The organism is Streptacidiphilus anmyonensis (assembly GCF_000787855.1).
Lineage (GTDB): Bacteria > Actinomycetota > Actinomycetes > Streptomycetales > Streptomycetaceae > Streptacidiphilus > Streptacidiphilus anmyonensis.
On record NZ_BBPQ01000081.1, the window covers coordinates 1 to 25,604 of the forward strand.

Genomic DNA, 25,604 nt, shown 5'->3' on the forward strand with positions numbered 1-25,604 from the left:
GGCCAGCACCGCGCCGCGCCGGAGCGCGAGCTGATCACCGGCGTCGCCCTCGACGCCGTCGGCGCCGCGTGGGCCGGACGTCTCGCCCGCGCCCTCGCGCCGCTGCGCGAGCCCGAGACCGCCCGCCGCGGCGGCGGCCGCACCGCGCTGCCGGAGGCCGCGCGGCTGCTCGACCTGCTCGGCCTCGATCTGGTCACCCCCGCCAAGATCTCCGCCCGTTGGGCGGAACTGCGCATCGGCTCCGGCGAGATCGCCACCGCGACGGTCGGCGTCACCCGCGACGGCAGCTGCGCGCTCGACCTGACGGACCATCTCCTCGTCGGCGGCGCCCCGCAGTCCGGCCGCACCGAGCTGCTGCGCTCGCTTCTGGCGGCCCTCGCCGTCGCCGAGCGCCCCGACCGCCTGGGCCTGCTGCTCATCGAGGGCCGCCCGCAGGCGGATCCCGCCCGCGGCCTCGCCCCCGCCGTCGAGCTCCCCCATGTGGTCGGCCATGTGGCGACCACCGACGGCCCCGCGCTGCGCGAGGCCGCGCGGGCGCTCAGTGCCGAACTCGACCGTCGTGCCGGGCTGTTGGAGGGCCGCAGCTTCGCCGCGTGGCACGCGGAGCGGGCGCTCTCGCGGCTGGCGCCGCCCCGGCGCCCCGCCGACGACTACCCCAACGGCGTCCCCGCCCCCGGCCCGGTCGCCGAGGCCGAGCCGCTTCCGCACCTGGTCGTCGCGGTCGACGACTGGGACGCCCTCGTCGGCACCCCGCTCGCGCACGTCCTGGAGGACGCCGCCCTGCGCGGCCCCCGCCTGGGCGTCCGGCTGGCCGTCACGACCGCGTCCCCGGAACACACCGCCGGCACGGCCGTGGACGAGGCGGCCCAGCTGCGCATCGCCCTGCGGGTGGACTCCCCCACGGCCTCCGCGATGCTGATCCACGTCGACGACGCGGCCTCCCTCGCCGAGGACTCCCCCGGTCGCGGCCTGCTGCGGCACCCGGACGGCGGGGTGACGCCCTTGCAGACGGCCCGCGTCACCGGCCGCATCCCGCGCACCGCGACGCTGCGGCCGACAGTGACCCCGCTGGACTGGTCCGCGCTGGGTGAGCCTCCGGCGGCGCGCACCGTACGGGAGTTGGGCAACGGGCCGACGGACCTGGCGTTGCTGGCGAGCGCGCTCCAGCGGGCGGCGGAGTCGCTCGGCGCACCGCCCGTGCCGCGCCTGGTGTAGCACCGCGCCTGGTGGACCGAGGGGCGGGTCACCGCCCCGAGCCGTCAGCCGGCCGCCAGGACCGTCACTCCGAGCGCGGTGAGCTCCCGGATCACCGGGTGGCCGGGCTCCACGTCGGTGACCACCCCGCTGATGCCCTCCCAGGGCAGCACGCGAAACCGGGAGGCGGCGCCGATCTTCTCGGACGAGGCGAGCACGTAGGTGTCCGCGGCCCGTGCGGCCAGGGCGCGCTTCATCGCGGCCTCCTCCGCGTCGCCGGTGGTCAGGCCGGCCTCCGGGTGGACGCCGGTGACGCCGAGCAGGCACAGGTCGGCGGAGACGTTCCGGGCGGCCTCGACCGCCGCCGCGCCGCAGGTGACCGCCGAGTGCTTGAAGAGGCGGCCGCCGAGCAGGAAGACCTCGGCCCGGGGGTGGTCCAGCAGCGCGACCGCGATCGTCGGGCTGTGCGTGATCACGGTGCAGTCCAGGTCGGGCGCCAGCGCGCGGGCCACGGCGAGCGCGGTGGTCCCCCCGTCGAGGATCAGGGCGCTGCCGGGCCGCACCAGCGTGGCGGCTGTCGCGGCGACCTTCCGCTTGCCGTCGGGTGTGACGGTCTGCCGGGCGGCGTAGTCCGCGACGGCGGGCGAGGCGGGCAGGGCTCCGCCGTAGACCCGCTGGCACAGCCCCTCGGCGGCCAGGTCGCGCAGGTCGCGGCGCACGCTGTCCTCGGAGATGCCCAGGTCCGAGGCCACGTCCTTGGCGACGATCTTTCCCTCGCGGGCGAGCAGGGCCAGCAGGTGGTCGCGTCGCTCGGCAGCAAGCATCCGCGTTCTCTCCTGTTCTTGCACGTTTCTGCGTGTATCGTAGCGCGCCATGACCGACAAGCCGATGCTCGTCCTGATCGCCGGCCCCTACCGCTCCGGCACCGGCGGCGACCCGCGGGCCATGGCCGCGAACCTCGCCCGCCTCGAAGCGCCTTCTGGCCCGTGTTCGCCGCCGGCCACATCCCCGTGATCGGGGAGTGGGTCGCCCTGCCCGTCCTGCGCTCGGCGGGCGCGGGCCCCACCGATCCCCTCGCGGACCAGGTGCTCTACCCGACCGCCGAGCGCCTGCTCGCCCACTGCGACGCGGTGCTGCGGCTCCCGGGCGAGTCCGCCGGAGCCGACCAGGACGTCGCCCACGCCCGCCGCCGCGGCCTGCCCGTCTACCACGACGTGGACCAGATCCCGCACCGCGCGCCGCAGGAGACCGCGTGAACCCCGGCCCCCGCCCCGGTGTCGACTCCCCCGACCACCGCGGCCGCACCGGCCTCGACCGGGCCGGCCGCGACCTGGACCGCAACCCGGACATCGTGGTCCGCGACGTCGAACTCACCTCCCAGGGCTGGCACGTGCTGCGCCGCACGACGTTCGACTACCGGCGCCGCGACGGACGCTGGGTCGCCCAGCAGCGGGAGACCTACGACCGCGGCAACGGCGCGGTGGTCCTGCCCTACGACGTCGAGCGGGGATGCGTGCTGCTGACCCGCCAGTTCCGCTACCCCGCCTACGTCAACGACCACCCGGACGGCATGCTCGTCGAGGCGGCCGCGGGGCTTCTGGACGGCGACGACCCGGAGGCGGCGATCCGGCGCGAGAGCGCCGAGGAACTCGGGATCACCCTCGGCCCGTTGACCCACGTCCTCGACGCCTACATGAGCCCCGGCTCGGTGACCGAGCGCCTGCACTTCTACGCCGCCCCCTACACCCCGGCCGACCGGACCGGCGACGGCGGCGGCCTGGAGGAGGACGGCGAGGACATCGAGGTCCTCGAACTGCCCTTCACCGAAGCCCTCGCCATGACCCGGGACGGACGCGTCACCGACGGCAAGACGGTCCTGCTCCTCCAGTGGGCCGCCCTGGACGGCCCCTTCGCCCCCGGACGACGCTGACGAGGCCCGCGCACGCCAACGCCGGGCGTCCGTCCCGGAAGGACGGACGCCCGGCGCGAGGAGCGCGAAGGCAAGGCGTGGGCTCAGCCGTTGGCGCCGGCCGGCGTCGTGGTCGTGGTGAAGCCCTCCAGCTTGTTCGCCGCCGTGACGAACTCGTTGGTGAACGTGGTGCCGAGGTTCACCGAGGAGGTGGCGTTGCCCGCCAGGATCTCGGTCGCCAGGGACGTCTTCGGGCCGCCGGCCGGCATGATGCCGTCGGGCAGGAACTGTCCCTTGTCCTGCGTCAGGGCGGTGATGTAGTCGGCCTTGGTCACCAGGGCGTTGGAGACGAACGCCGGCGGCAGGTTGTCCGCGATGTCGGCCGCGGAGTGGGTGTTGATCCAGTGCATGGTGGCCACCAGCGCGTCGACGACCTTCTGCGCCGCGTCCTTGTGCGAGTTGACCCAGTCGGTGCGGGCCAGCACGCCCGCCGCCGGCCACATGCCGCCGAGGGCGCCGCTCGCGCCGGTGGTGGTGGCCAGGTCGATGGCCGAGTAGGCGATGTTCTTCTTCTCCAGGGCGGCGACCGTCGGCTGGGTGGTGATCGCGCAGTCGGCCTTGTGGTTCTTCAGCGCCGCCACGACGGTGGCGCCGGCCCCGACGCCGATGCGGGTGAAGTCGCCGGTCTTCAGGCCCTTCTGCGCCGCCAGGAACTTGACCAGGGTGTCCGTGCCCGAGCCCAGGTCGGTGACGCCGATGGTCTTGCCCTTGAAGTCCGCCGCGGAGTGCACGCCGCTGCCGTTCGCGCACATGATGCGCTCGCCGGGGGCGCCGGACAGCTGCACGATGTCCTCGACGGCCTTGCCCTTCACCTGGAAGTCGATGGTGTGGTTGTACCAGGCGCCGGCCATGTCGACCTGGCCGGAGGCCATCGCGTCCTCGGCGCCGATGCCGCCGTCGAGCTCGGTCGACAGCACGACGTTGACGCCGTACTTCTTGTAGAAGCCGAGGTTCTGGGCCAGCTGGTAGGGCAGGTAGATCTGCTTGTCGATGCCGCCGACCATGAGTCTGACGGTGGGGACGCCGCCCTGGGCGGAGCCGGAGCCGCCCGAGGATCCGGAGGAGCACGCGGTGGCGGCGCCGAGCGTGGCCAGGGCGAGCGTGGAGGCGATGACCGCGGAGCGCTTGAGCATGGGAAGCCGAGCCTTTCGAGGGTGGGGGTGGGGGTGAGGACGCGTCAGATGGCGTTGGACGCCTCGGAGGCGGCGGCGGGCCGCCAGGAGAGCAGCCAGTGCTCGAGCTTGCCGATCAGCCACTCGGCGACGAGCACCAGCGCGGAGATGAGGAACATGGCCGCGAACACCGTGTTCGGGTCGAACTGGTTCTGCGCGTTCTTGATGATCAGACCGAGGCCCTGCTGGGCGCCGAGCACCTCGCCGACCAGCGCGCCGACGATGGCGAAGCCGAACGCGCTGTGCAGGCTGGCGATGATCCAGGTCAGCGCGGAGGGGACGATGACGTGCCGGGTGACTTGGAGTCGTGAGGCGCCGAGCACCTTGGCGTTGGCGAGGATGTTGCGGTCCACCTCACGGACGCCCTGGAAGGCGTTGAAGAACACCACGAAGAAGACGAGCACCGCCGCGAGCAGGATCTTGGGCAGCGTTCCGATACCGAAGGCGACGATGAAGATCGAGCCCAGCACGATGCGCGGAATCGCGTTCACGATCTTGATGTACGGACCGAGCACGTCGGCGAGGAAGCGGCTCTGCCCCAGGGCGACGCCAACGATGACGCCGGCCACCGCGCCGATGGCGAAGCCGATCAGCGCCTCCTGCATGGTGACCCAGATGTTGGCGTAGATCGAGCCGAACTCGGTTCCGCTCTGGAACAGGTTGATCAGGCTCTTCCAGATGCCCGAGGGCTGCCCGTAGAAGAACGGGTCGATCACGTTCGTCCGGGCGCCGAGCTCCCAGCCGCCGAGGACGAGGAGGGCGAAACCGACCCGGGCCGCCCAGACCGCTCCTCTCCGGCGCAGGACCGCACGCTTGGCGGCCCGGGCGACGGCGGACTGCTGCCCGCCCGCGGAGGCGGCGTCGACCGTGCCGCCCGTCGTGGTCGTCGATGCGGTGCTCATGCTGCCTTGCCTTCCTGGACGGGACCGCCGGCGGTGCGGGCGTAGGCGCGCTCGACCTCTTCGCGCAGGGTGTCCCAGATCATGTGCTGGAGTTCGAGGAAGCGCGGCTCGAAGCGGATCTCCTGGACGGAGCCGCGGGGGCGCGGCAGGTCGATGTCGTAGACCGCCTTGACCGTGCCGGGGCTGGAGGTCATGACGACCACCTTGTCGGCGAGCGCGACGGCCTCGTCCAGGTCGTGGGTGATGAAGAGGACCGCGGGGCGGCTCTGCTCCCACAGGCCCAGCAGCTCGTTCGACATGATCGCCTTGGTCTGCACGTCCAGGGCGCCGAACGGCTCGTCCATCATCAGGATCTTCGGCTCGTTGATCAGCGCGGCGGCCATGGCGACGCGCTTGCGCATCCCGCCCGAGAGCTGGTGCGGGTAGCGGTCCTCGAAGCCGGCCAGGCCGACCCGGCGCAGCCAGTCCCGGGCGCGGGTCTGCGCCTCGCTCCTGCTCGCGCCCTTGAAGACCGGGCCGAGGGCGACGTTCGCCAGCACCGTCTTCCAGGGCAGCAGCGCGTCCGCCTGGAACATGAAGCTGACGCCGTCGGTGATGCCGTCGACGACCTCGCCGCCGACCCTGACCGTGCCCTCGCTCGGCCGGTCCAGCCCGGAGACCATGCCGAGCGTCGTCGACTTGCCGCAGCCGGTCGGTCCGACGACCGCGCAGAACTGGCCGGGTTCGACGCTGAACGACACGTCCTTGATCGCGGTGAAGACCTCACCGCGAGGCGTCAGAAAGCGCTTGGTGACGCCTTCGATCTCGATTCGGCCATTGTTCGCTTCGGCCATGGGACCCGCTCCTTCCACACCCCCGGTTCGAGGTATTGAGAAGGTAGGAGCGGGTCCCGTGTTACGTCTCTGTTTCCCTGGTTGTCAGTCGTTGGCCGCGTAAAAGGCCGTTCTGCTCCTTCTGCTCAGCCCTTCACCGAGCCGGCCAGCAGGCCCCGGACGAAGTAGCGCTGGAGCGAGAAGAAGACGATGAGCGGGATCACCACGGAGACGAAGGCGCCCGCCGTCAGGATCTCCCAGTGGTCGCCGAAGGAGCCGGACAGCTGCGCCAGACGCGAGGGCATCGGCGCGGACTCCGGCGCGCCGCCGGTGAAGGTGAGGCCGACGAGCAGGTCGTTCCAGACCCACAGGAACTGGAAGATGGCGAACGAGGCCAGCGCCGGTGTGGCCAGCGGCAGGACGACGGAGCGGAACACCCGGAAATGGCTGGCGCCGTCCACGCGCGCCGCCTCGATGAGGTCGCGCGGCAGTTGCGCGATGAAGTTGTGCAGCAGGAAGACGGCGAGCGGCAGCGCGAACATCGTGTGGGCGATCCACACCGGCGCGTAGGTGCCGCCCATTCCGACCGCGGGGAAAACGGTCACCCCGCCGATGTGCGCACCGCCGGAGAAGAGTTGGAGCAGCGGCACCAGCGCCATCTGGAGCGGGACGACCTGGAGTGCGAAGAAGACGAAGAAGATCGTGTCGCTGCCCTTGAAGGGAATCCAGGCCAGCACATAGGCGGCCATCGCCGCGATCGCGATCGGGAAGAGCGTCGCCGGGACGGTGATGGCGATCGAGTTCACCAGGTACGGCATCAGCCCGTCGCTGACGCCGAACCCGCCGTTGAACAGCACGTCGTGGTAGTTCGCCAGGGTCAGGTGCGGGTGGGCGAAGAAGTCCCACCAGCCCGTCTGCGCGACGTCCTGCTGCGGTCGCAGCGAGGTGACGAGCAGGCCGAGCGTGGGCACCGTCCAGACCACCGTCACGAGCAGCACCACGGCGCTCGACAGGGGGCTGCTGAGCGCACGCCGGACGCCCGTGCGCGCCGGGGCGCTCCGGGCCGGCTCGGAGCGCTCCCGCTCCGTCCGCGTGAGCAAGGCCATCAGCGGACCTCCCGTTCCTTGCGCAGCATGCGGACGTTGTAGGCGACCAGCGGCACCACCGCCAGGAAGAGCAGGACGGCCAGCGCGCCGGCCCGTCCGTTGTTGAACTCGGTGAAGGCCTGGTTGTACATCTCGTTGGCGAGCACCTGCGTGCCGAAGTTGCCGCCGGTCATGGTCCGGATGATGTCGAACAGCTTGAGCGTCGTGATCATCACCGTGGTCAGCACGACGATGATCGTGCTGCGGATCATCGGGATGGTGACGTTGGCGAACAGCCGCCACCCCTGCGCGCCGTCGAGCACGGCGGCCTCGGTGACGTCCTCCGGGATCGCCTTGATGGCCGCGGACAGCACGACCATGGCGAAGCCGGTCTGCACCCAGATCATGATGATCATGAGCAGGAAGTTGTTCAGCGGGTGCGACAGGATCCAGTTCGGCGGGTTGTGCCAGCCGAGCCAGATGCATATCTGGGAGAGCAGCCCGATCTGCGGCTGCGAGGGGTCACGGTAGTCGTAGACGAACTTCCAGATGATGCTGGCGCCGACGAAGGAGATGGCCATCGGCATGAAGATCAGCGACTTGTAGACCGCCTGCCCACGCAGACGGTCCACGAGCAGCGCGAGCACGAGCCCGAGGGCCGTCGTCAGGATCGGCGCGATGACGATCCACAGCAGGGTGTTGAGCAGCACCTGGTGGATGTCGGAGTCGCCGAAGGCCCAGGTGTAGTTCCCCGCGCCGAGGAACTTGGTGCTGTCCTCGTTGAAGAGGGACAGGTAGATCGTGCGCACCGCCGGGACGACGATCCCGACCAGGAGCAGGAGCACGGCCGGGCCGAGCAGCAGCAGGATCGCCAAACGGCGCGAGAGCCGCCCTCGCGCGAATCCGGCCAGGTAGAACAGCAGGAGCAGCACGCCAAGGAACCCGGCGACGGCGCCGAACATGTTCCCGAGCTTGATCGAAGTATCGCCCCACATAAGCCTTCCGCTCCTACGCGAGTGAGTTCAGGGGCGCGGGGAACTGCGCGAGCAACCACCCTGTGCGACTGGCCCTGTCCGCTCGGCCCGCCACGTGGGTGGGTGGCTTGTCGCGCAGTTCCCCGCGCCCCTGGTTGGCGCAACGGCTCACTGGGGCCAGGCGGCGTCGATGTCGGACGCGGTCTTCTGCACGGACTGGTTCTGCGCGAACCACGCCGTGAAGGACTTCCACTCCTGGCCCGCGCCGATGGCGGCCGGCATCATGTCGGACGCGTCGAAGCGGAAGGTCGCCGAGGGATCCGTCAGGTACTTCGCCGAGAGCTGGTCGATCGGGTCGGTGTAGATGGACTGGTCCACGCCCTCGTTCGCCGAGACCCAGCCGGGCGCCTGCTTGATGCGGCTCTCCGCCCACTCCGTCGTCGACAGGTAGTTCTGCACGGCCTGCACCTCCGGTCGGCTGCTGAACGCCGCCACGAACTCGCCGCCGCCCTCGACCGGGGTCGGGATGGACGGGTTCACCGAGGGGAGCTTGAAGGCCCAGATGTCCCCGTTCGGGCCGACCTTCGTGCCCTTGGGCCACTGCGCCTCGTAGAACGAGGCCTGCTGGAGCATCGAGCACTTGCCGGTGAGGATCGGCGCGCCCGCGTCCTGGAAGGTCGTCGAGGCGATCGACTGGACGTTGCCGATGCCGCCGTTGACCCAGGCGGGATTGTGCATCCAGTTCTGCACGATGTTCATCGCGTCGATGATCTGCGGGTCGGAGAACTTGATCTGGTGGCTGACCCACTTGTCGTAGACGTCACCGCCGTACTTGCCGAGGACGACCTCCTCCAGCCAGTCGGTCGCCGGCCAGCCCGTCGCCGTGCCGGAGCCGATGCCGCCGCACCACGGCTTGTTCTTGCCCGCCTTGGCGATCTTGTCGCTGAGGGCCATCAGGTCGGACCACGTCGTCGGCACGGTGTAGCCGGCCGCGGCGAACGCCTTCGGCGAGTACCACACCAGCGACTTCATGTTCGCGCTCATCGGAGCCGCGTAGAAGGTGCCGTCGACCGACCCGTAGGACTTCCAGATCGGGCTCCACTTGTTCTCGTTCGTGACCGTCTGCGCCGGCGGCTTGACCACCTTGCCGGTCTTGACCATCTGCTGGAGCAGGCCGGGCTGCGGGATGATCGCCAGGTCGGGCGCATTGCCGCCGCTGACGCGGACCGGAAGTTGGGACTCGAAGTCGTTGGAGCCCACGTACGAGATCTTGATCCCGGTGCACGAGCTGAACTTCGCCCAGGAGCGCTCCAGCGCGTCCGACTCGGGGCTGAGGATGGAGGCGAACATGGTGACCGTCGTGCCCGAGTGGCCCGCGTAGGCCTGGAAGGCGGCGCAGTCACCGGTCAGAGTAGGCGTGGCGGAGGCGGAACCTCCACCGCTGCTGGAGGAGTTGGAACAGCCCGCGAGCAGGGTGAGCGCGGCGGCCGCCCCCACCGCGAGGGCGCGGCGTCCGGACAGGGTCGTTCCTTGCATTGCGTGCCTCCAAGAGGGTGGACCGGGTGCGCGCCGTGCAGTGAGAGCCGTGCAGTTGAGCCGTGCTGTGCGTTGGTCGTGCAAGGTCTTGCAGAGACAGGACCATAACCTGACGGCAACATCTGGCCAAGGGGTCGTGCTGCGTTCAGATCTTGACTGCAATCAGATTGTGGCCGCACTCAAGCCGAAGGGCCCACGGCTTGCGCCGTGAGCCCCCCGAACGTGTTACCTGTTACTTCCGCCGATCGCTCAGCGCATCGACCCGGTCCGCAGCAGCGTGCGGATGACCCGCATCGCGACGCTGAGGTTGGCCAGGTCGTACGACTCCGACGTCCTTATGTCGTCGAGCGTGGTCTTGGCGCGGTTGACCAGCGTCGCGTTGGCCTCGGCCCAGGCCTGGAACCGCTGCTCCGGCGTCGCCCCCGGCTCGCCGTGCCCCAGCAGGTCCGCGGTGAGCGTGGCGTGGGCCGCGAAGAGGTCCTCGCGGATCGCCGCGCGGGCCATCGACTGCCAGCGGTCCGTACGCGGCAGCTCGATGATCCGGTCCAGCAGCTCGGTGATCTGCAGGCGCGAGCCGAGGTCGTAGTAGACCTCCGCGACCTCCAGCACGTCGGCGCCGTTCCGGTCGGCCACCTCGATGATGTCGAGCGACGGGAACGCCGACGACAGTCCGGCGCACTTGACCGCCAGCTCCTCCGGCACCCCGGCCTCGAGCAGCTCGTCCCGCACGCCCTCGAACCACTCCAGGTCCGAGCCGCGGACCAGCTCCGGCACCTTGCTCCAGACCAGGTTGGCCCGCTCGCGGAAGACCGCGATGGTCTCGGCGATGTCGAGCGGCTGGCGCCGGTTGTTGAGCAGCCAGCGGGTGGCGCGCTCGACCAGGCGGCGGGCGTGCAGGCGCATCCGCGTCTGGATCTCGGCCGACACCTTGTTGTCCAGCGCCTCGATGGCCTGCCAGATGCCCTTGAGGTCGAAGATCGCGCGGGCCGCGGTGTGCGAGCGCACGACCTCCTCGTAGGTGGCGCCCGTCTCCTCGCGCAGGCGGAAGGCGAAGGTCATGCCGCCGCGGTTGATGGTCTCGTTGACCACGACCGTGGTGATGATCTCCCGGCGCAGCGCGTGCGCGTCGATCTGGCTCTCGAACTTCTCCTGGAGCTGCGGCGGGAAGTACCGGTGCAGCTTGCCGCGCAGGTACGGGTCGTCCGGCAGGTCCGAGGCGAGGATCTCGTCGGCCAGGGTGATCTTCGTGTAGGCGAGGAGCACCGCCAGCTCGGGCTGGGTCAGGCCGCGCCCGGCCGCCGCGCGCTCGCGCATCTGCGGGCCGGACGGCAGGAACTCCAGCGCCCGGTTGAGGTGGCCCTCGCTGACGAGCCTGCGCATCAGGCGCTGGTGCACGTTGACCATGCTGGGCGCCTGGGCGACCGCGTTGGCCAGCGCCACGTTCTGCGCGTAGTTGTTCACCAGGACCTGCGAGCCGACCTCGTCGGTCATCTCGGCCAGCAGCGCGTTGCGCTGCTTGACCGTCATGTCGCCGTCGGTCACCACCTGGTTGAGCAGGATCTTGATGTTGACCTCGTGGTCCGAGGTGTCCACGCCCGCCGAGTTGTCGATGGCGTCGGTGTTGACCTTGCCGCCGGCGCCGCTGTTGCCCAGGGTCGCGAACTCGATCCGGCCGAGCTGGGTCGCGCCCAGGTTGCCGCCCTCGCCGAAGACCTTGACCCGCAGCTCGCCGCCGTTGACGCGGATCGCGTCGTTGGCCTTGTCGCCGACCTCGGTGTTGTTCTCCGACGCGGCCTTGACGTAGGTGCCGATGCCGCCGTTCCACAGCAGGTCGACCGGCGAGAGCAGGATCGCCTTCATCAGCTCGGCCGGGGTCAGCCGGGAGACGCCCGCCTCGATGCCCAGCGCCTCGCGCATCTGCGGGGTGATGCTGATCGACTTGGCGCTGCGCGGGAAGACGCCGCCACCGGCCGAGACCAGCTCGGTGTTGTAGTCCTCCCAGGAGCTGCGCGGCAGGTCGAACATCCGCTTGCGCTCGGCGAAGGAGGTCGCCGCGTCCGGGTTCGGGTCCACGAAGATGTGGCGGTGGTCGAAGGCGGCCACCAGACGGATGTGCTCGCTCAGCAGCATGCCGTTGCCGAAGACGTCACCGGACATGTCGCCGATGCCGACGACCGTGAAGTCCTCGTTCTGGGTGTCGTGGCCCAGCTCGCGGAAGTGGCGCTTGACCGACTCCCACGCGCCGCGGGCGGTGATGCCCATGCCCTTGTGGTCGTAGCCGGCCGAGCCGCCGGAGGCGAAGGCGTCGCCCAGCCAGAAGCCGTAGTCGTTCGCCACGCCGTTGGCGATGTCGGAGAAGGTCGCGGTGCCCTTGTCGGCGGCGACCACCAGGTAGGTGTCGTCACCGTCGTGGCGGACCACGTCCTTGGGCGGCACGACCTCGCCGGCGACCAGGTTGTCGGTGATGTCGAGCAGACCGGAGATGAAGGTCTTGTAGGAGGAGATGCCCTCGTCCAGCCAGGCCTGGCGGTCCGCCTGCGGGTCCGGCAGCTGCTTGGCGAAGAAGCCGCCCTTGGAGCCGACCGGCACGATGACGGTGTTCTTCACCATCTGCGCCTTGACCAGGCCGAGGATCTCGGTGCGGAAGTCCTCACGGCGGTCGGACCAGCGCAGACCGCCTCGGGCCACCTTGCCGAAGCGCAGGTGCACACCCTCGACCTGCGGCGAGTAGACCCAGATCTCGTAGGCGGGGCGCGGGGCCGGCAGGTCCGGGATGGCCTGCGGGTCGAACTTCATCGACACGTAGGCGTGCGGCTCGCCGCTCTCGTCGCGCTGGAAGAAGTTGGTGCGCAGGGTGGCCCGGATCAGCGACAGGAAGGAGCGCAGGATGCGGTCCTCGTCGAGGCTGACGACCTGGTCGAGCGCGAAGTCCAGCTCCTCCAGCAGGCCCTCGGTCAGCTCGGCGGCGCTGTGCGTGTGCGCAGGCGACAGCCGGGCCTCGAAGAGGTTCACCAGCAGGCGGGTGACGTGGACGTTGCCCAGGAGCGCGTCCTCCATGTAGTCCTGCGAGAAGGCCACACCGGCCTGGCGCAGGTACTTGGCGTAGGCGCGCAGCACCATGGCCTGACGCCAGGTCAGGGCGGAACGCAGCACCAGGGAGTTGAAGCCGTCGTTCTCGGCCTTGCCGGTCCAGACGGCGGCGAAGGTCTCCTGGAAGCGCTCGCGGCTCTCGTCGGTGATGGTGTCGGCGACCTCGGGGCGCAGCTTCAGGCCGAAGTCGTAGACCCAGGCGACCGTGCCGTCGGTGCGGCGCAGCTCGTAGGGGTGCTCGTCGAGCACCTCGACGCCCAGGCGGGACAGGACCGGCAGCACCTCGGTGAGGGAGACCGAGCCGCCCTCCCAGTAGATCTTGAAGCGGCGCTCGTCGCTCTCGGCGTCGACCGGCTGGTAGAGGTTCAGCCGGAAGTCGCCGGCGCCGCTGAGCGACTCCAGCTGGCGCAGGTCGGCGACGCCGGTGGCCGGGGTGAAGTCGGCGCGGTAGCCGTCGGGGAAGGCGTTGTTGTAGCGGCGCGACGCCTCGGCGGCGCGCTCCTCGCCGCACTCGCGGACCAGCACCTCGTTGAAGCCGTCCGCCCAGGAGCGGGCGGTCTCGGCCAGCTTGGCCTCCAGCCGCTCGACGTCCTGCTCGGTCAGGTGCGGCAGCTCGGTGCCGGCCGGAACGCGGATGACGAAGTGCAGGCGGGCCAGGACCGACTCGGTGTTCCACGCGGTGTAGTCGATCGCGGAGCCGCCGAGCTCCTGCATCAGCTGGTCCATCAGACGCAGCCGGACGCGGGTGGTGTAGCGGTCACGCGGCAGGTAGACCAGCGCGGAGAAGTAGCGGCCGTACTCGTCCTGACGCAGGAACAGGCGCAGCTTGCGGCGCTCCTGGAGGTACAGCACCGAGTGGGCGATGGAGAGCAGCTCGTCGACCGGGGTCTGGAAGAGCTCGTCGCGCGGGTAGGTCTCCAGGATCTGGACCAGGTCGCGGCCGTCGTGGCTCTCGGCGCTGAAGCCCGACGCGTCCAGCACCTCCTTCACCTTGCGGCGGGCGACCGGGACCCGGTTGACCGACTCGGTGTAGGCGGCGGCGGACAGCAGGCCGAGGAAGCGGCGCTCGCCGATGACGTTGCCCTCGGCGTCGAACTTCTTGATGCCGACGTAGTCCAGGTACGAGGGGCGGTGCACGGTGGCGCGGCTGTTGGCCTTGGTCAGCACCAGCAGCTTCTTCTCGCGGGCCTTGGCGCGGGCCGGCGCGGTCAGGCGGCCGAAGGAGGAGGAGTCGCCGGCCTTCGGGTCGGAGCGCAGGATGCCGAGGCCGGTGCCGGCGACGGCGTGCAGCGCGTCCTCGCCGTCCGGGGTCTGCACCAGGTCGTACTCGCGGTAGCCGAGGAAGGTGAAGTGGTCGTCGGCGAGCCAGCGCAGCAGGTCCCAGGTCTCCGCGACCTCCTGCTCGCCGAGGCCGGCCGGCGGGGCTTCGCGCAGCTCGTCGGAGAGGCGCAGCGCGGACTCGCGCATCTTGCCCCAGTCCTCGACGACCTCGCGCACGTCGCCGAGGACGCGGCGCAGGTCGGACTCGATGGCGCGCAGGTCGTCGCGGTCGGTCTCGCGGTCGATCTCGATGTGCATCCAGGACTCGACCAGCGAGTCGGCGGGACGCTTCTTGTCGCAGGCGTCCATGTCGAGGATCTCGATGAGCTTGCCGGTGATGTCGCGGCGGACGACCATCTGCGGGTGGATCACCACGTGGATGCCGCGGTCCTGGCGGGTCAGCTCGTTGGTGACCGAGTCGACCAGGAAGGGCATGTCGTCGGTGACGATCTCCACCACGGTGTGACCGCAGGACCAGCTGTTCTCCTCGACGGTCGGGGTGTAGACCCGGACCTCGACGGCGCCCTGCGGGCGCTTGCCGGCGAGTCGGTGGTGGGAGGCCGCCGCACCGTAGACGTCGACCGGGTCGCGGTCGAGGAGGTCCTCGGGGGCCGTGTGCAGGTAGTAGTGCTTCAGGTACGAGGCAAGGGCGCCTTTGCCGAGCGCCTCCCCCTGAGCCGCCTTGCTGAGCAGTTCGGCCTTAGCTGCGTCCAGCTGGGTCTGCATGACTATCTGGCTCCTGTCGCGCGCCGTTGCGTGACCTGGTGGGTGCGGTTGCATGGATCTGCATGGAGTTGCGCATGATCCACCTGGTCTGTCCCTATCCTCCCTCATTGCGAGGGATGGTCGGTCCGGCCCCGGTGGTTCCGGTCGAGCCTAACTTGGGTAGGAGACCGTGTCCCGGGCCGATTCGGTGCACTGCGTCAGGATCTTTGGTACCGGCTGTACGACTTGTCCAAGGGGAATACCCTGTTCCTTCACTCGAGCCCCGGAGCCTTCACCCCATGTGGGGATAGCGGTGGTCGGTCGGGGGCAGGAACGTCTCCTTGATCGAACGCGTGGACGTCCACCGCAGCAGGTTCTGCACGGCGCCCGCCTTGTCGTTCGTCCCCGAGGCCCGGCCCCCGCCGAAGGGCTGCTGCCCGACGACCGCGCCGGTCGGCTTGTCGTTGACGTAGAAGTTGCCCGCGGCGAACCGCAGCCGGTCGGTGGCCCGTGCGATCGCGGCACGGTCCTGGGCGACGACCGCGCCGGTCAGCGCGTAGGGCGCGGTGTCGTCGACCAGGTCCAGGGTCTGCTCCCACCGCGCGTCGTCGTAGACGTGGACGGCGAGCACCGGGCCGAACAGCTCGGTGGAGAAGATCTCCTGCCGCGGATCGGTCCCGGTCACCACGGTGGGCTCGACGAAGTATCCGATGGCGTCGTCGCTGTGCCCGCCGACGACGATGTCCAGGCTGTGCACGTCCCGGGCGCGGGCGATCGCGCGGACGTTCCTGGCATAGGCACGCTCGTCGATCAGCGCCCCCATGAAGTTGGACAGATCGGACACATCGCCGACGGGCAGGGCCCGTACCTCGTCGAGGAACTCGCCCTTCATCGCCTGCCAGACGCTGCGCGGGACGTACGCGCGGGACGCCGCCGAGCACTTCTGGCCCTGGTACTCGAAGGCGCCCCGGATCAGCGCCGTCCGCAGCACCGCCGGATCCGCGCTCGGATGGGCGAGGACGAAGTCCTTGCCGCCGGTCTCGCCGACCAGGCGCGGGTAGCTCGCATAGCGGCCGATGTTCTGCCCCACCCGCCCCCACAGCGCCTGGAACGTCGCGGTCGAGCCGGTGAAGTGGATCCCGGCCAGGGCGCGGTGCGTCAGCGCCACCTCCGAGACCGCCCGCCCGTCCCCGGTCACCATGTTGATCACCCCGGGCGGCAGGCCCGCGGCCTCCAGCACCCGCATCACGTACCAGGCCGAGAGCGTCTGCGTCGGCGACGGCTTCCACACCACCGTGTTGCCCATCAGCGCCGGGGCGGTCGGCAGGTTGCCCGCGATGGCGGTGAAGTTGAACGGCGTGATCGCGCAGACGAAGCCCTCCAGCGGACGGTGGTCCGCCCGGTTCCACACCCCGGGGCCGCTGACCGGCTGCTCGGCCAGGATCCGACGGGCGAAGTGCACGTTCCAGCGCCAGAAGTCCACCAGCTCGCAGGGCGCGTCGATCTCGGCCTGCTGCGCCGTCTTGGACTGCCCGAGCATCGTCGCCGCGGCGACCGTCTCCCGGTACGGACCGGCCAGCAGCTCCGCCGCCTTGAGGAAGACCGCCGCCCGGTCGTCGAACGAGAGCGCGCGCCAGGCCGGGGCGGCCTTCAGCGCCGCCTCCACCGCCTGCCCCACGTCCTCGGCCGTGGCGTTCCCGAGCACACCCAGCCGCGCCGAGTGATGGTGCGGCTGCACGACGTCGATCCGCTCGCCGCCGCCCAGGCGCTGGGCGCCGCCGACCGTCATCGTCAGCGGCGCGTCCGTGGCCTTGGCCAGCTCCGCCAGCCGCGCCTCCAGCCGGACCCGCTCGGGACTGCCGGGGCCGTAGGAGTGGACCGGTTCGTTCAGCGGCTCCGGAACGCGGGTGATCCCGTCGATTCGGCCGGGTCCGTCCATTTCTGACATAGAGTCATCATGCGACCAGCTGCTCCGCGAGCTGGACAGCCTCGGCCAGAGTGTCGGCCACCGGCACCCCGATGCGCGACAGTCCGCGCCGCGAACCGGCCCCGCCGGTGTACAGCACCGACCGCACGCCCGCCTCGGCGGCGGCCGCGGCGTCGTCCGGCACGTCGCCGATCAGCACCGTACGGGCCGGATCCACCGCGTCGCCCAGCGCGACCAGATGGCGCACCAGATACTGGCCCTTGCCCGTCAACCCCGAATCGCCGTCCCGGCCGTCGACCCGGCGGAAGTGCCCGTCGATCCCGAAGCTGCGCACGAGCGGCACCAGCTCCTCGTGCCCGTACATCGACAGCAGCGACTGCGACCGCCCCGAGGCGAGCAGCTCCAGCGCGCCGGCGGTCAGCCCGCAGGACTCGCGCAGTGTGATGTAGTGCGCGTTGAAGGCCGCGTCCATCCGCGCCCACTCCTGCGGCGAGGGCATCCGCCCGAGCCGGTCGGCGTAGCAGTCGATGACCGGTATCCGGTACCACTCGCGGTACTCCTCCACCGTCATCGGCGGCAGCCCGAGCTCGCCGAAGGCGGCGTTGCTCGCGTCGACGACCGCCGAGATGTCGTCGAAGAGGGTGCCGTTCCAGTCCCAGACGATGTGTGGTGCGCGCATGAGCAGGACGCTATCGGGCCGGTCTGACAATCACGGCAACAGCCCGGGAATCTCCTGCGTCGCGAACCAGAGCAGCTCGTGGTCCTCGGCGCCGTCGACGGTGAAGCGCGCGTCCTCGTCCCCCGCGTCGGCCGCGGCCAGCGCGATCGCGGCGGCGGCGATGTCCTCCAGCACGTCGGCGTCGTCCGCGTCGGCGTGCACGGACGCCGCCTTCGCCAGCCGCAGCGGCTCGTTCAGCCGGATCGCGCCCAGCGCGGCGGCCTCCTCGTGCTCGGCCTGCACGTTCAGCGCGACCGCGCCGTCCGGCACGTCCGCCGCCACGACCACCCGGCGCCGCGGCGCGTCCGGCTCCTCGGCCAGCATCCGCAGCGAGGCCAGCGCGGCGCGGACCAGCGCGGCGTACTCCAGCTCCTCGATGTCGTCGCTGAGGTACCACTCGCGCAGCGCCGGCGTGACGGCATAGGCCCGCAACGGCGGCGGCGCGACGGCGCCGTCGGCATGAGCCTTGGCAAGACCGGTCAGGGTGAGGGGCACGTAGACGCGCATGCGCTCAGGATAAGGCGTCAACGCGACCCGGCGACGCCGGTCGCTCAACGTAATCGATCGAGTGGCATTCCGTCGCTCTACGTGACCGCAGCCCGGCGGGCCCACGGTCCATCGCCACAGCTCAGGGCATGTTTTTCACTCGGATAAGTGATTCTCCCAGGGTCACCACGGCCGCCGCGAAGATCCTTGTTCGCCACCATCCGTCACCGATACACGTCTGCCATGACGACGCACACCGGCAACGTTCGCATCGGCCGCCTCCACGGTGTCGGCGCCAGGCGCAGGCCCACGCCGTGCACGACACCCCAGAACCCGCTGGCCCGCGCCTACGCGCAGCGGCTGCTGGAGGTTCTCACGGGCATGCGCCCCCAGGAGCAGTTGCTGGCCTTCGCGACCGAGGACGTCTACGACCGGGTCCGCACCCTGCGGGCCCTCGGCTGCCTCCGCGCGGACGGCTCCCGCCCGCTGCTGCAACGGGTCTTCGACTCCGCGCCACGACACGACGCCCTGGAGGTCACCGCCCTCGTCCGCATCGGCGCCCGGACCGAGACCCTCGCCTTCCGGCTCGAGTGCCGTGCCCTGAGGCGCAGTCAGAACGTGACCTGGCGCTTCACCGCACTGGAGTCACGCTGGTGAGTTGCACGACCAAGGGGCGCGGGGCTGTGCCGATCGGCGGCTCCGCCGCGTGGCGCGACAAGCCACCCGGTGTGGTGACCCGCCGCTCGAGCAGGGCCGTCCGCACCGGGTGGTTGCTCGCGCCCACGCTGGGGGCACCTCCCGGCCGAAGGCTGGGGGAGGAGCCGCATGTCAGCAGCGCCCCGCGCCCCTGGGGGTCACTTCTTGCGGCGACGGCCGCCCTTGGCGGCCTTGCGGCGCTCGGCGCGGGTCAGGCCGTCGCCGTCCTCGGGCTCGTCCTCGAGGTCCGTCGTGATGTCCGTCTCGACGATGCCGTCGGCCGTGTCGATCGTGGGCGCCTTGTAGTGCAGGCGGTCCGGACGCTGCGGGGCGTCCAGGCCCTTCGCGCGGATCTCCGGGGCCGGCACCGCGTCCGCGACCGGGACCTCCTCCACCTGCTGCTCGACCTGGACCTCCAGGTTGAACAGGTAGGAGACGGACTCCTCCTTGATCCCGTCCATCATCGCGTTGAACATGTCGAAGCCCTCACGCTGGTACTCCACCAGCGGGTCGCGCTGCGCGAGAGCGCGCATGCCGATGCCCTCCTGGAGGTAGTCCATCTCGTAGAGGTGCTCGCGCCAGCGACGGTCCAGGACCGACAGCACGACCCGGCGCTCCAGCTCGCGCATCACCGTGTCGCCGAGCTGCTCCTCGCGCTCGACGTAGCGGCCGTGCACGTCCTCCTTGACCGCCTCGGCCAGCAGCTCCGAGGTGATGCCGCTGCGGTCGCCGGCCTCGTCCTCGAGGTCCTCGACCTTGAGGGTGATCGGGTACAGCTGCGCCCACGCGGTCCACAGCTTGTCCCAGTCCCACTCCTCGGCGAAGCCGTCGGCCGTGGCGTCGCGGACGTACGCGTCGACGGTGTCGTCGATGAAGTGGTCGATCTGCTCGTGCAGGTCCTCGCCCTCGAGCACGCGGCGGCGCTCGCCGTAGATGACCTCACGCTGGCGGTTGAGGACCTCGTCGTACTTGAGGACGTTCTTGCGGATCTCGAAGTTCTGCTGCTCGACCTGGGTCTGCGCGGAGGCGATGGCGCGCGTCACCATCTTCGACTCGATCGGCACGTCCTCGGGCACGTTGGCCATCGACAGGACGCGCTCGACCATGCCGGCCTTGAACAGGCGCATCAGGTCGTCGCCCAGCGACAGGTAGAAGCGGGACTCGCCCGGGTCGCCCTGACGGCCGGAACGACCGCGCAGCTGGTTGTCGATGCGGCGGGACTCGTGGCGCTCGGTGCCGAGCACGTACAGGCCGCCGAGGTCCTGGACCTCCTGCTGCTCGGCCTTGACGGCGTCCTTGGCCTTGTCGAGGGCGCTGCCCCACGCGGCCTCGTACTCCTCGGGGGTGTCCACCGGGGAGAGACCGCGCTGCGCCAGCTCGGCCGCGGCCAGGTGCTCGGGGTTGCCGCCGAGCATGATGTCGGTGCCACGGCCGGCCATGTTGGTGGCCACGGTGACCGAGCCCTTGCGGCCGGCCTGCGCGACGACCTGCGCCTCGCGCTCGTGGTTCTTCGCGTTGAGCACCTCGTGCGGGACGCCGCGCTTGCGCAGCTCCTGGGAGAGGTACTCGGACTTCTCGACCGAGGTGGTGCCGACCAGGACCGGCTGGCCCTTCTCGTGGCGCACCACGATGTCGTCGACGACGGCGGCGAACTTGGCCGGCTCGGACTTGTAGATCAGGTCCGGCTGGTCGAGGCGCAGCGGCGTCTTGTTGGTCGGGATCGGGACCACGCCGAGCTTGTAGATCTGGTGGAACTCCGCCGCCTCGGTGGTGGCGGTACCGGTCATGCCGGAGAGCTTGCTGTAGAGGCGGAAGAAGTTCTGCAAGGTGATGGTGGCCAGGGTCTGGTTCTCGTTCTGGACCTCCACCCCCTCCTTGGCCTCGATCGCCTGGTGCATGCCCTCGTTGTAGCGGCGACCGGCGAGGATACGGCCGGTGTGCTCGTCGACGATCATGACTTCGCCGTTCATGACGACGTAGTCCTTGTCCGCCTTGTAGAGCTCCTTCGCCTTGATGGCGTTGTTCAGGAAGCCGACCAGCGGGGTGTTCGAGACGTCGTAGAGGTTGTCGATGCCGAGGTAGTCCTCGACCCGGGTGACACCGGCCTCCAGGATGCCGACGGTGCGCTTCTTCTCGTCGACCTCGTAGTCGCGGTCGATCTTCAGGCGCTGCACCATCTTGGCGAAGTCGCCGTACCACTTGGTGGCGGAGTCGGCCGGACCCGAGATGATCAGCGGGGTACGGGCCTCGTCGATGAGGATCGAGTCGACCTCGTCGACGATCGCGAAGTTGTGGCCGCGCTGCACCAGCTCGTCCTTCGACCACGCCATGTTGTCGCGCAGGTAGTCGAAGCCGAACTCGTTGTTGGTGCCGTACGTGATGTCGCAGCTGTACTGCTGGCGGCGCTCGGCCGGCGACATGTTCGCCAGGATGCAGCCGACCTCGAGACCGAGGAAGCGGTGGACGCGGCCCATCCACTCCGAGTCGCGCTCGGCCAGGTAGTCGTTGGTGGTGATCAGGTGCACACCGTCGCCGGACAGCGCGTTCAGGTAGGCCGGGAGCGTGCCGACGAGGGTCTTGCCCTCACCGGTGCGCATCTCTGCGACGTACCCGAGGTGGAGCGCCGCGCCGCCCATCAGCTGCACGTCGTAGTGACGCTGGCCGAGGGTGCGCTTGGCGGCCTCGCGCACGGTGGCGAAGGCCTCGGGGAGGATGTCGTCCAGCGTCTCGCCGTCGGCCAGGCGCTCCCGGAACTCGTCGGTCAGCGCACGGAGCTCGGCGTCCGTGAGGTTGACGAAGTCCTCTTCGATGGAGTTGACCTGTTCTGCGATCTTCGTGAGCTTGCGAAGGATCTTTCCTTCGCCTGCACGCAGGATCTTGTCGAAGACGGACACGTGGGCTGGCTCCTTGCCTGGATGGACCGGGCGACTGTATCGGGCACCTTGCTCGCGGTGGTAACGAATAGGCCACCGCGAGCCCATCGTATGCGAGGAGCCCGTGCTGCCGGGAGGTCCGTCAGCACGGGGCATGGTGTCGTCCGCACGAGTGGCATTCTTTTTGCGTCGACAGCGGTCGAAATCGGACAGCGGAAATCCCGCCTCAGCAAGTCTGCCGCCATGCGTCCAGTTCCAGGTGCTTACGGATGGCACTGATTCCCAGCCCCCGCGTCTGCGCGCAGAACGCCGACGTCGGCACGGCGTACTCGGCGTCGAAGACGGGCCGGCCGGCCTTCACGAAAGCGGTCAGCGCCGCGCACGTGCGCAGTTCGGCGCACTGCTCGTCCACCCCGTAGTCGAAGTCCGGCCGGAGCGCGGCCACCTGGTCGAAGTCGTTCTTCAACCCCACGGCCAGGCCGCGCTGGTGGGCGAGCCGGGCGACCGCGCGGTCGAAGGCGAGCTGGTCGGCGGCGGTGAGCGGAAAGCCGGTGTCGTTCTCGTAGCCGTCCATGTTGTCCGGCTCGACTCCGTCGAAGCCCTTCGTGCGGCACTCGTCGAGGCGGTGGGCCAGCAGCGGCGTCAACAGGTCGAGCCGCCGGACGTCCAGCCACCGTTCGTCGGGCCAGCCGTCGAGGGGCCTGCCGAGCAACTCCTTCGGGTAGTTTCCGGCGTCCGGCCGATACGGCTCCCAGCTCCCGGCGTTGACGTAGCAGATGACCCGACGTCCGGAGCGGTGCAGGGCGGCGACGACGGAGGCCGCGTTGTCGTCGGCGTCGATGTCGTAGACGTCGGCCCGGACGGAGGTGTCGACGGGCGTGGTCAGCTGCCACTGCCAGCTCAGCCCTGCCCGCGGCCGCCACCACGCGTCGGCGGCGTCGGACCCTGCGGGTCCGGTCAAGGCGGAGGCGGAGCGGGAGGGGACCGTCGCCGGTCCGCCCGCACAGGCGGTGAGCATCGCCCCGAGCAGGGCGGTTGCGATCATCTTGGCCCGCATTCTTTTCATGTACTTCTTTCTTTGCCTCGTCACCGGTGCCGGGTGGCGGCGGCGACGGCGAGCGCGGCCAGGGTGAACAGCGCCGTCGCCGCGACGACGCCCACCCAAGCCTGCGCCGTTCCCGCGTCGACCCCCGCCAGCCGCGCCGCGACCAGCGCGAGCGCCGCCGCGGACGCCCCGAGCGCGGCCCGGCCGAGCAAGCCGAGGGACTGGAGCAGTTGCGCGCTCCAGATCGCCGCGGCCAGGGCCGTCAGGCTGCCCACGCCCGGCCCCGAGGTCCCCGACCAGCACTGCTCGGCGATCCACGCGAGCGCGGCGACCAGCAGCAGGTAGCCGCCGAGGCATCGCAGCAGCGCGCCGAGGACCAGCCCGTGGAACTCCCGCGCGGCCCCGGCCCGGCCCAGAGCCAGCTCCATCGCCCCGCGGCAGCGCGCCAGGAACCACTCCGCACCGCCCATGCTGAGCGTCAGGGCCACCGTCGTCGGCCCGACGTCCGCGAGCGTCAGCACGGCGACCGCCAGACCGAACACCCCCGCCTGGCCCGCGTCCCGCCACAGGGACGGCTCCCCGGGCTTCCCCGCGCCGGTCCACGGTTCGGCGCGCCCCGTCTCGCGCCAGCCCGCCCGGACCGTCAACACCAGGGCGAGCAGGACGAGAAGCGCACCGAGCGGCCCCGGCGGGCCCGGCAGGCCCACCGGCCGGGCGACCAGCAGCCACAGCGCGCCGCACGCGACCGGCGTGAGCGCACCGACGAGCGCGCGTTCGCGGCCGAGGACCAGCAACGCGGTCGCCGAGGCGAAGTACAGCCCCTGCCCGAGCGCGTAGCCGACCGCCGCCGGCGGCGAACCCGACAGCGCGGCCGCGACGGCCGCCACCGGCAGGCAGAGCGCCACGCCCGCCGCGCCGCCCCGGGCCAGACACCCCGCCGCGGCGACCGACTCGCCCCGGCCCAGCCGCAGATAGCCGAGGTGGGCCACCGCCTGGCTCCAGCTCCAGCAGAACAGCAGCGCCGCGCCCGCGCACCACAGCGAGCCGGACGGCGGCCCCGCCAGCACGAAGGCGAGGCCCGGCAGGGCGAACAGGACACCACGCAGCGCACTGCGCGTCGCGGGCACACCCCAGGCGGACGCGCGCGCCGGGCGGCGGGCCAACCGCAGTCGCACCCGCTTGGGCACGGCGCGTGAGACGCGCTGCCCCTTCGGGTGGGCGCGCCGGAACAGCTCCTCCCCCAACTCGAAGGCGTCGCGACGGCCGTAGCGCTGCTGTATCTGACCGTCGCTGAGCCCCTCGGCCTCCAACGCCGCGACCAGCTCCAGCGCGTGCACGGCCCCGGCCGCCACCTCGGCGAAACGCACCGCTATCTCCTCGGCCGGATCCTCCGCGACCGCGTGCCGCACCGCCGTCGGCGGCAACGCCGCGGGCACCGGATCGAGCCGCAACCCCCTTACGAGTTCGACGAACCCGCTCATGCGGCGACCCCGTCGGCGTCCACGGGCACGGCCCTGCTGACCGGAACGGCTTCGGCGCCGATCGCCGCGCAGGCGAGCCGCGCCTCCTTGCCCGCGCCGGACAGTTCCTCGTACAGGGCCCGGTACTGGGCCACCGTGCGCTCCACGGTGAACCGTTCCGTCACCCGGCGTCGTGCGGCGGCGCCCAGGCGGGCGCGGCGTCCCGGATCACGCAGCAGGGCCAGCGTGGCGGTGGCGAGCGCCCCGGGCTCGCGGGCGGGGACGACCAGGCCCGTCTCGCCGACCGCCTCCCGCACCCCGCCCACGTCGGTGGAGACCGTGGCCCGGCCGCAGGCCATCGCCTCGATCAGGCTGAACGGGAAGCCCTCGGAGATGCTGGAGAGCAGCACCACCGAGCCCGCCGCGTAGGCGTCCTTGACCGCGTCGACGCGGCCCTCGAAGACGACGCGGCCGGTGACCCCGAGCTCCTCAGCGAGCGCGTCGAGCCGCGCCCGGTACGCCTCTCCCCCGGCGGGCACACCGCCGAAGAGGCGCAGCCGCACCTGCGGCAGCTCGGCGCGCACCAGCGCGAAGGCGCGCAGCAGCGTCTCCAGGTCCTTGATCGGGTCGATCCGTCCGGCCCAACTGAGCGTCAGCTCCTCGGGCTCGGGACCGGCGACGGGGAACTGCCGCAGATCCACGCCGTTGTAGACGGTGCGGATGCGCCGCGGGTCGCAACCGCCGTGCTCCTCCCAGCGGCGGTTGTACCGGTTGCACGGCGCGACGACGTCGGCGCAGCGGTAGCTCTCGGTGGCGAGCATCCGGTAGAAGCCGAGCAGCAGCGTCTTGACCGGACGGCGGAACGGCGGGTTGCGGAAACCGAGGAAGCGCTCGCGCAGGTAGATGCCGTGCTCGGAGAGGAGCAGCGGCACGCCGTGGAAGCGGCGGGCCGCCAGGGCGGGCAGCGCGGCGAGCCCGCCCGTCGCGACGTGCGCGACGCCGCGCGCGGGCGGCTGGACGGCGAGCGGACGCAGCGCGTGCTCCAGCAGGTCGGTGCCCTCCAGCGCGTCGCGCAGCGTGGGCCGGTCCCTGCTGGTGGCCAGGAACGGCAGCCGCCAGACTCCCTGGAGCGAGCGCAGTGCGCCCTCGGTGCGCAGCGCGGCCGTCAACGAGCCGCCGGTCAGCGCGAATTCGGAGAGCTGGTAGAGCTCGTCGGCGAAGTGGTGCTCGAAGTCCGGATCGAGCAGCGAGAGCAGGAAGCGCTCGTAGCCGGCGAGGAAGCGCCGCAGCGCCCGCCCGCGCGGGGCCCGACCCCCCGGTGTGGGACCCCACAGCGGCACGGTGCTGACCGAGGCGACCTGCCTCGGCAGCGGCCAGACCACCGGCTCCGCGCCCGAGCCGGTGATCCCCAGGACGTGGAAGCGGACGTCGGGCATCCCGTGGACCAACTGGTCGCACCAGGTGCTGACGCCACCGTGGATGTACGGATACGTGCCCTCCGTCAGCATGGTGACCTCAAGCGGCCCCGGGCTGTTCATACGGGCTCGGCCCCCCTCGGGCGTTCGCGGCGGGCCAGGGCCCGGGGCGTTGCGTCCCGGGCCCTGGCTCTGCCGTCTGTGCGACTGGTGATGGCGGTGGTG

At 70.9% G+C, this 25,604-nt stretch carries 18 protein-coding genes and 1 pseudogene; 4 read left to right on the top strand and 15 right to left on the bottom strand.

Going from position 1 to position 25,604, the window contains the following annotated elements; genetic code table 11:
- A partial coding sequence (locus TR50_RS37115) for an FtsK/SpoIIIE domain-containing protein (protein ID WP_042432951.1) occupies positions 1 to 1,215 on the top strand: 1,215 nt, incomplete at its 5' end.
- A 44-nt stretch (positions 1,216 to 1,259) separates the two neighbouring features.
- Here the strand turns inward: TR50_RS37115 and TR50_RS37120 are convergent.
- Positions 1,260 to 2,018, bottom strand: a complete 759-nt coding sequence (locus TR50_RS37120; protein WP_042432954.1) for a DeoR/GlpR family DNA-binding transcription regulator — start codon at positions 2,016 to 2,018, stop codon at positions 1,260 to 1,262.
- Between the two features lie 49 nt (positions 2,019 to 2,067).
- Between TR50_RS37120 and TR50_RS37125 the strand changes: the two are divergent.
- A pseudogene (locus TR50_RS37125) lies at positions 2,068 to 2,450 on the top strand (DUF4406 domain-containing protein).
- Positions 2,447 to 3,124, top strand: a complete 678-nt coding sequence (locus tag TR50_RS37130; RefSeq protein WP_042432957.1) for an NUDIX domain-containing protein — start codon at positions 2,447 to 2,449, stop codon at positions 3,122 to 3,124. The pseudogene TR50_RS37125 and the gene TR50_RS37130 overlap by 4 nt, the downstream one beginning before the upstream one ends.
- A gap of 83 nt (positions 3,125 to 3,207) precedes the next feature.
- Here the strand turns inward: TR50_RS37130 and TR50_RS37135 are convergent, their stop codons facing one another.
- The 10 genes from TR50_RS37135 to TR50_RS37180 form a co-directional block, all read right to left on the bottom strand.
- On the bottom strand, positions 3,208 to 4,296 hold the full coding sequence (locus TR50_RS37135) for an ABC transporter substrate-binding protein (protein WP_042432959.1): 1,089 nt from the start codon (positions 4,294 to 4,296) through the stop codon (positions 3,208 to 3,210).
- A gap of 44 nt (positions 4,297 to 4,340) precedes the next feature.
- Positions 4,341 to 5,237, bottom strand: a complete 897-nt coding sequence (locus TR50_RS37140) for an ABC transporter permease (RefSeq protein WP_042432962.1) — start codon at positions 5,235 to 5,237, stop codon at positions 4,341 to 4,343.
- Complete coding sequence (locus TR50_RS37145) at positions 5,234 to 6,070, bottom strand: ABC transporter ATP-binding protein (protein WP_042432965.1); 837 nt, start codon at positions 6,068 to 6,070, stop codon at positions 5,234 to 5,236. The genes TR50_RS37140 and TR50_RS37145 overlap by 4 nt, the downstream gene beginning before the upstream one ends.
- Before the next feature lie 125 nt (positions 6,071 to 6,195).
- Entirely contained in the window at positions 6,196 to 7,155 is a 960-nt protein-coding gene (locus TR50_RS37150; RefSeq protein WP_042432967.1) for a carbohydrate ABC transporter permease, read from the bottom strand.
- Positions 7,155 to 8,129 (bottom strand): carbohydrate ABC transporter permease, encoded by a 975-nt coding sequence (locus TR50_RS37155; RefSeq protein WP_042432970.1) that lies wholly within the window; start codon positions 8,127 to 8,129, stop codon positions 7,155 to 7,157. Before TR50_RS37155 ends, TR50_RS37150 begins: the two co-directional genes overlap by 1 nt.
- Positions 8,130 to 8,276: 147 nt before the next feature.
- Positions 8,277 to 9,644 (bottom strand): ABC transporter substrate-binding protein, encoded by a 1,368-nt coding sequence (locus TR50_RS37160; RefSeq protein ID WP_042432973.1) that lies wholly within the window; start codon positions 9,642 to 9,644, stop codon positions 8,277 to 8,279.
- A gap of 249 nt (positions 9,645 to 9,893) precedes the next feature.
- Complete coding sequence (locus TR50_RS37165; protein WP_042432976.1) at positions 9,894 to 14,780, bottom strand: NAD-glutamate dehydrogenase; 4,887 nt, start codon at positions 14,778 to 14,780, stop codon at positions 9,894 to 9,896.
- A 271-nt stretch (positions 14,781 to 15,051) separates the two neighbouring features.
- Positions 15,052 to 16,680, bottom strand: a complete 1,629-nt coding sequence (gene pruA / locus TR50_RS37170) for an L-glutamate gamma-semialdehyde dehydrogenase (protein ID WP_042432999.1) — start codon at positions 16,678 to 16,680, stop codon at positions 15,052 to 15,054.
- Between the two features lie 34 nt (positions 16,681 to 16,714).
- Complete coding sequence (locus TR50_RS37175) at positions 16,715 to 17,365, bottom strand: HAD family hydrolase (protein WP_042432978.1); 651 nt, start codon at positions 17,363 to 17,365, stop codon at positions 16,715 to 16,717.
- 30 nt (positions 17,366 to 17,395) lie between these two features.
- A complete protein-coding gene (locus TR50_RS37180) occupies positions 17,396 to 17,911 on the bottom strand; it encodes a DUF6912 family protein (protein ID WP_042432981.1) in 516 nt (171 codons plus the stop codon).
- A 222-nt stretch (positions 17,912 to 18,133) separates the two neighbouring features.
- Here TR50_RS37180 and TR50_RS37185 point away from each other — a divergent pair, with 222 nt between their 5' ends.
- Positions 18,134 to 18,547 (top strand): Rv3235 family protein, encoded by a 414-nt coding sequence (locus tag TR50_RS37185; RefSeq protein WP_042432984.1) that lies wholly within the window; start codon positions 18,134 to 18,136, stop codon positions 18,545 to 18,547.
- A gap of 197 nt (positions 18,548 to 18,744) precedes the next feature.
- Here TR50_RS37185 and secA read toward each other — a convergent pair whose 3' ends face one another.
- The 4 genes from secA to pelF form a co-directional block, all read right to left on the bottom strand.
- Entirely contained in the window at positions 18,745 to 21,480 is a 2,736-nt protein-coding gene (gene secA, locus TR50_RS37190; protein ID WP_042432986.1) for a preprotein translocase subunit SecA, read from the bottom strand.
- Positions 21,481 to 21,685: 205 nt separating this feature from the next.
- Entirely contained in the window at positions 21,686 to 22,504 is an 819-nt protein-coding gene (locus TR50_RS37195) for an endo alpha-1,4 polygalactosaminidase (protein WP_236654750.1), read from the bottom strand.
- Between the two features lie 41 nt (positions 22,505 to 22,545).
- Entirely contained in the window at positions 22,546 to 23,985 is a 1,440-nt protein-coding gene (locus TR50_RS37200; RefSeq protein ID WP_152648842.1) for a hypothetical protein, read from the bottom strand.
- Positions 23,982 to 25,502, bottom strand: coding sequence for a GT4 family glycosyltransferase PelF (gene pelF / locus TR50_RS37205; RefSeq protein ID WP_052441773.1), 1,521 nt, complete (start codon positions 25,500 to 25,502; stop codon positions 23,982 to 23,984). Before pelF ends, TR50_RS37200 begins: the two co-directional genes overlap by 4 nt.
- Positions 25,503 to 25,604 lie beyond the last annotated feature (102 nt).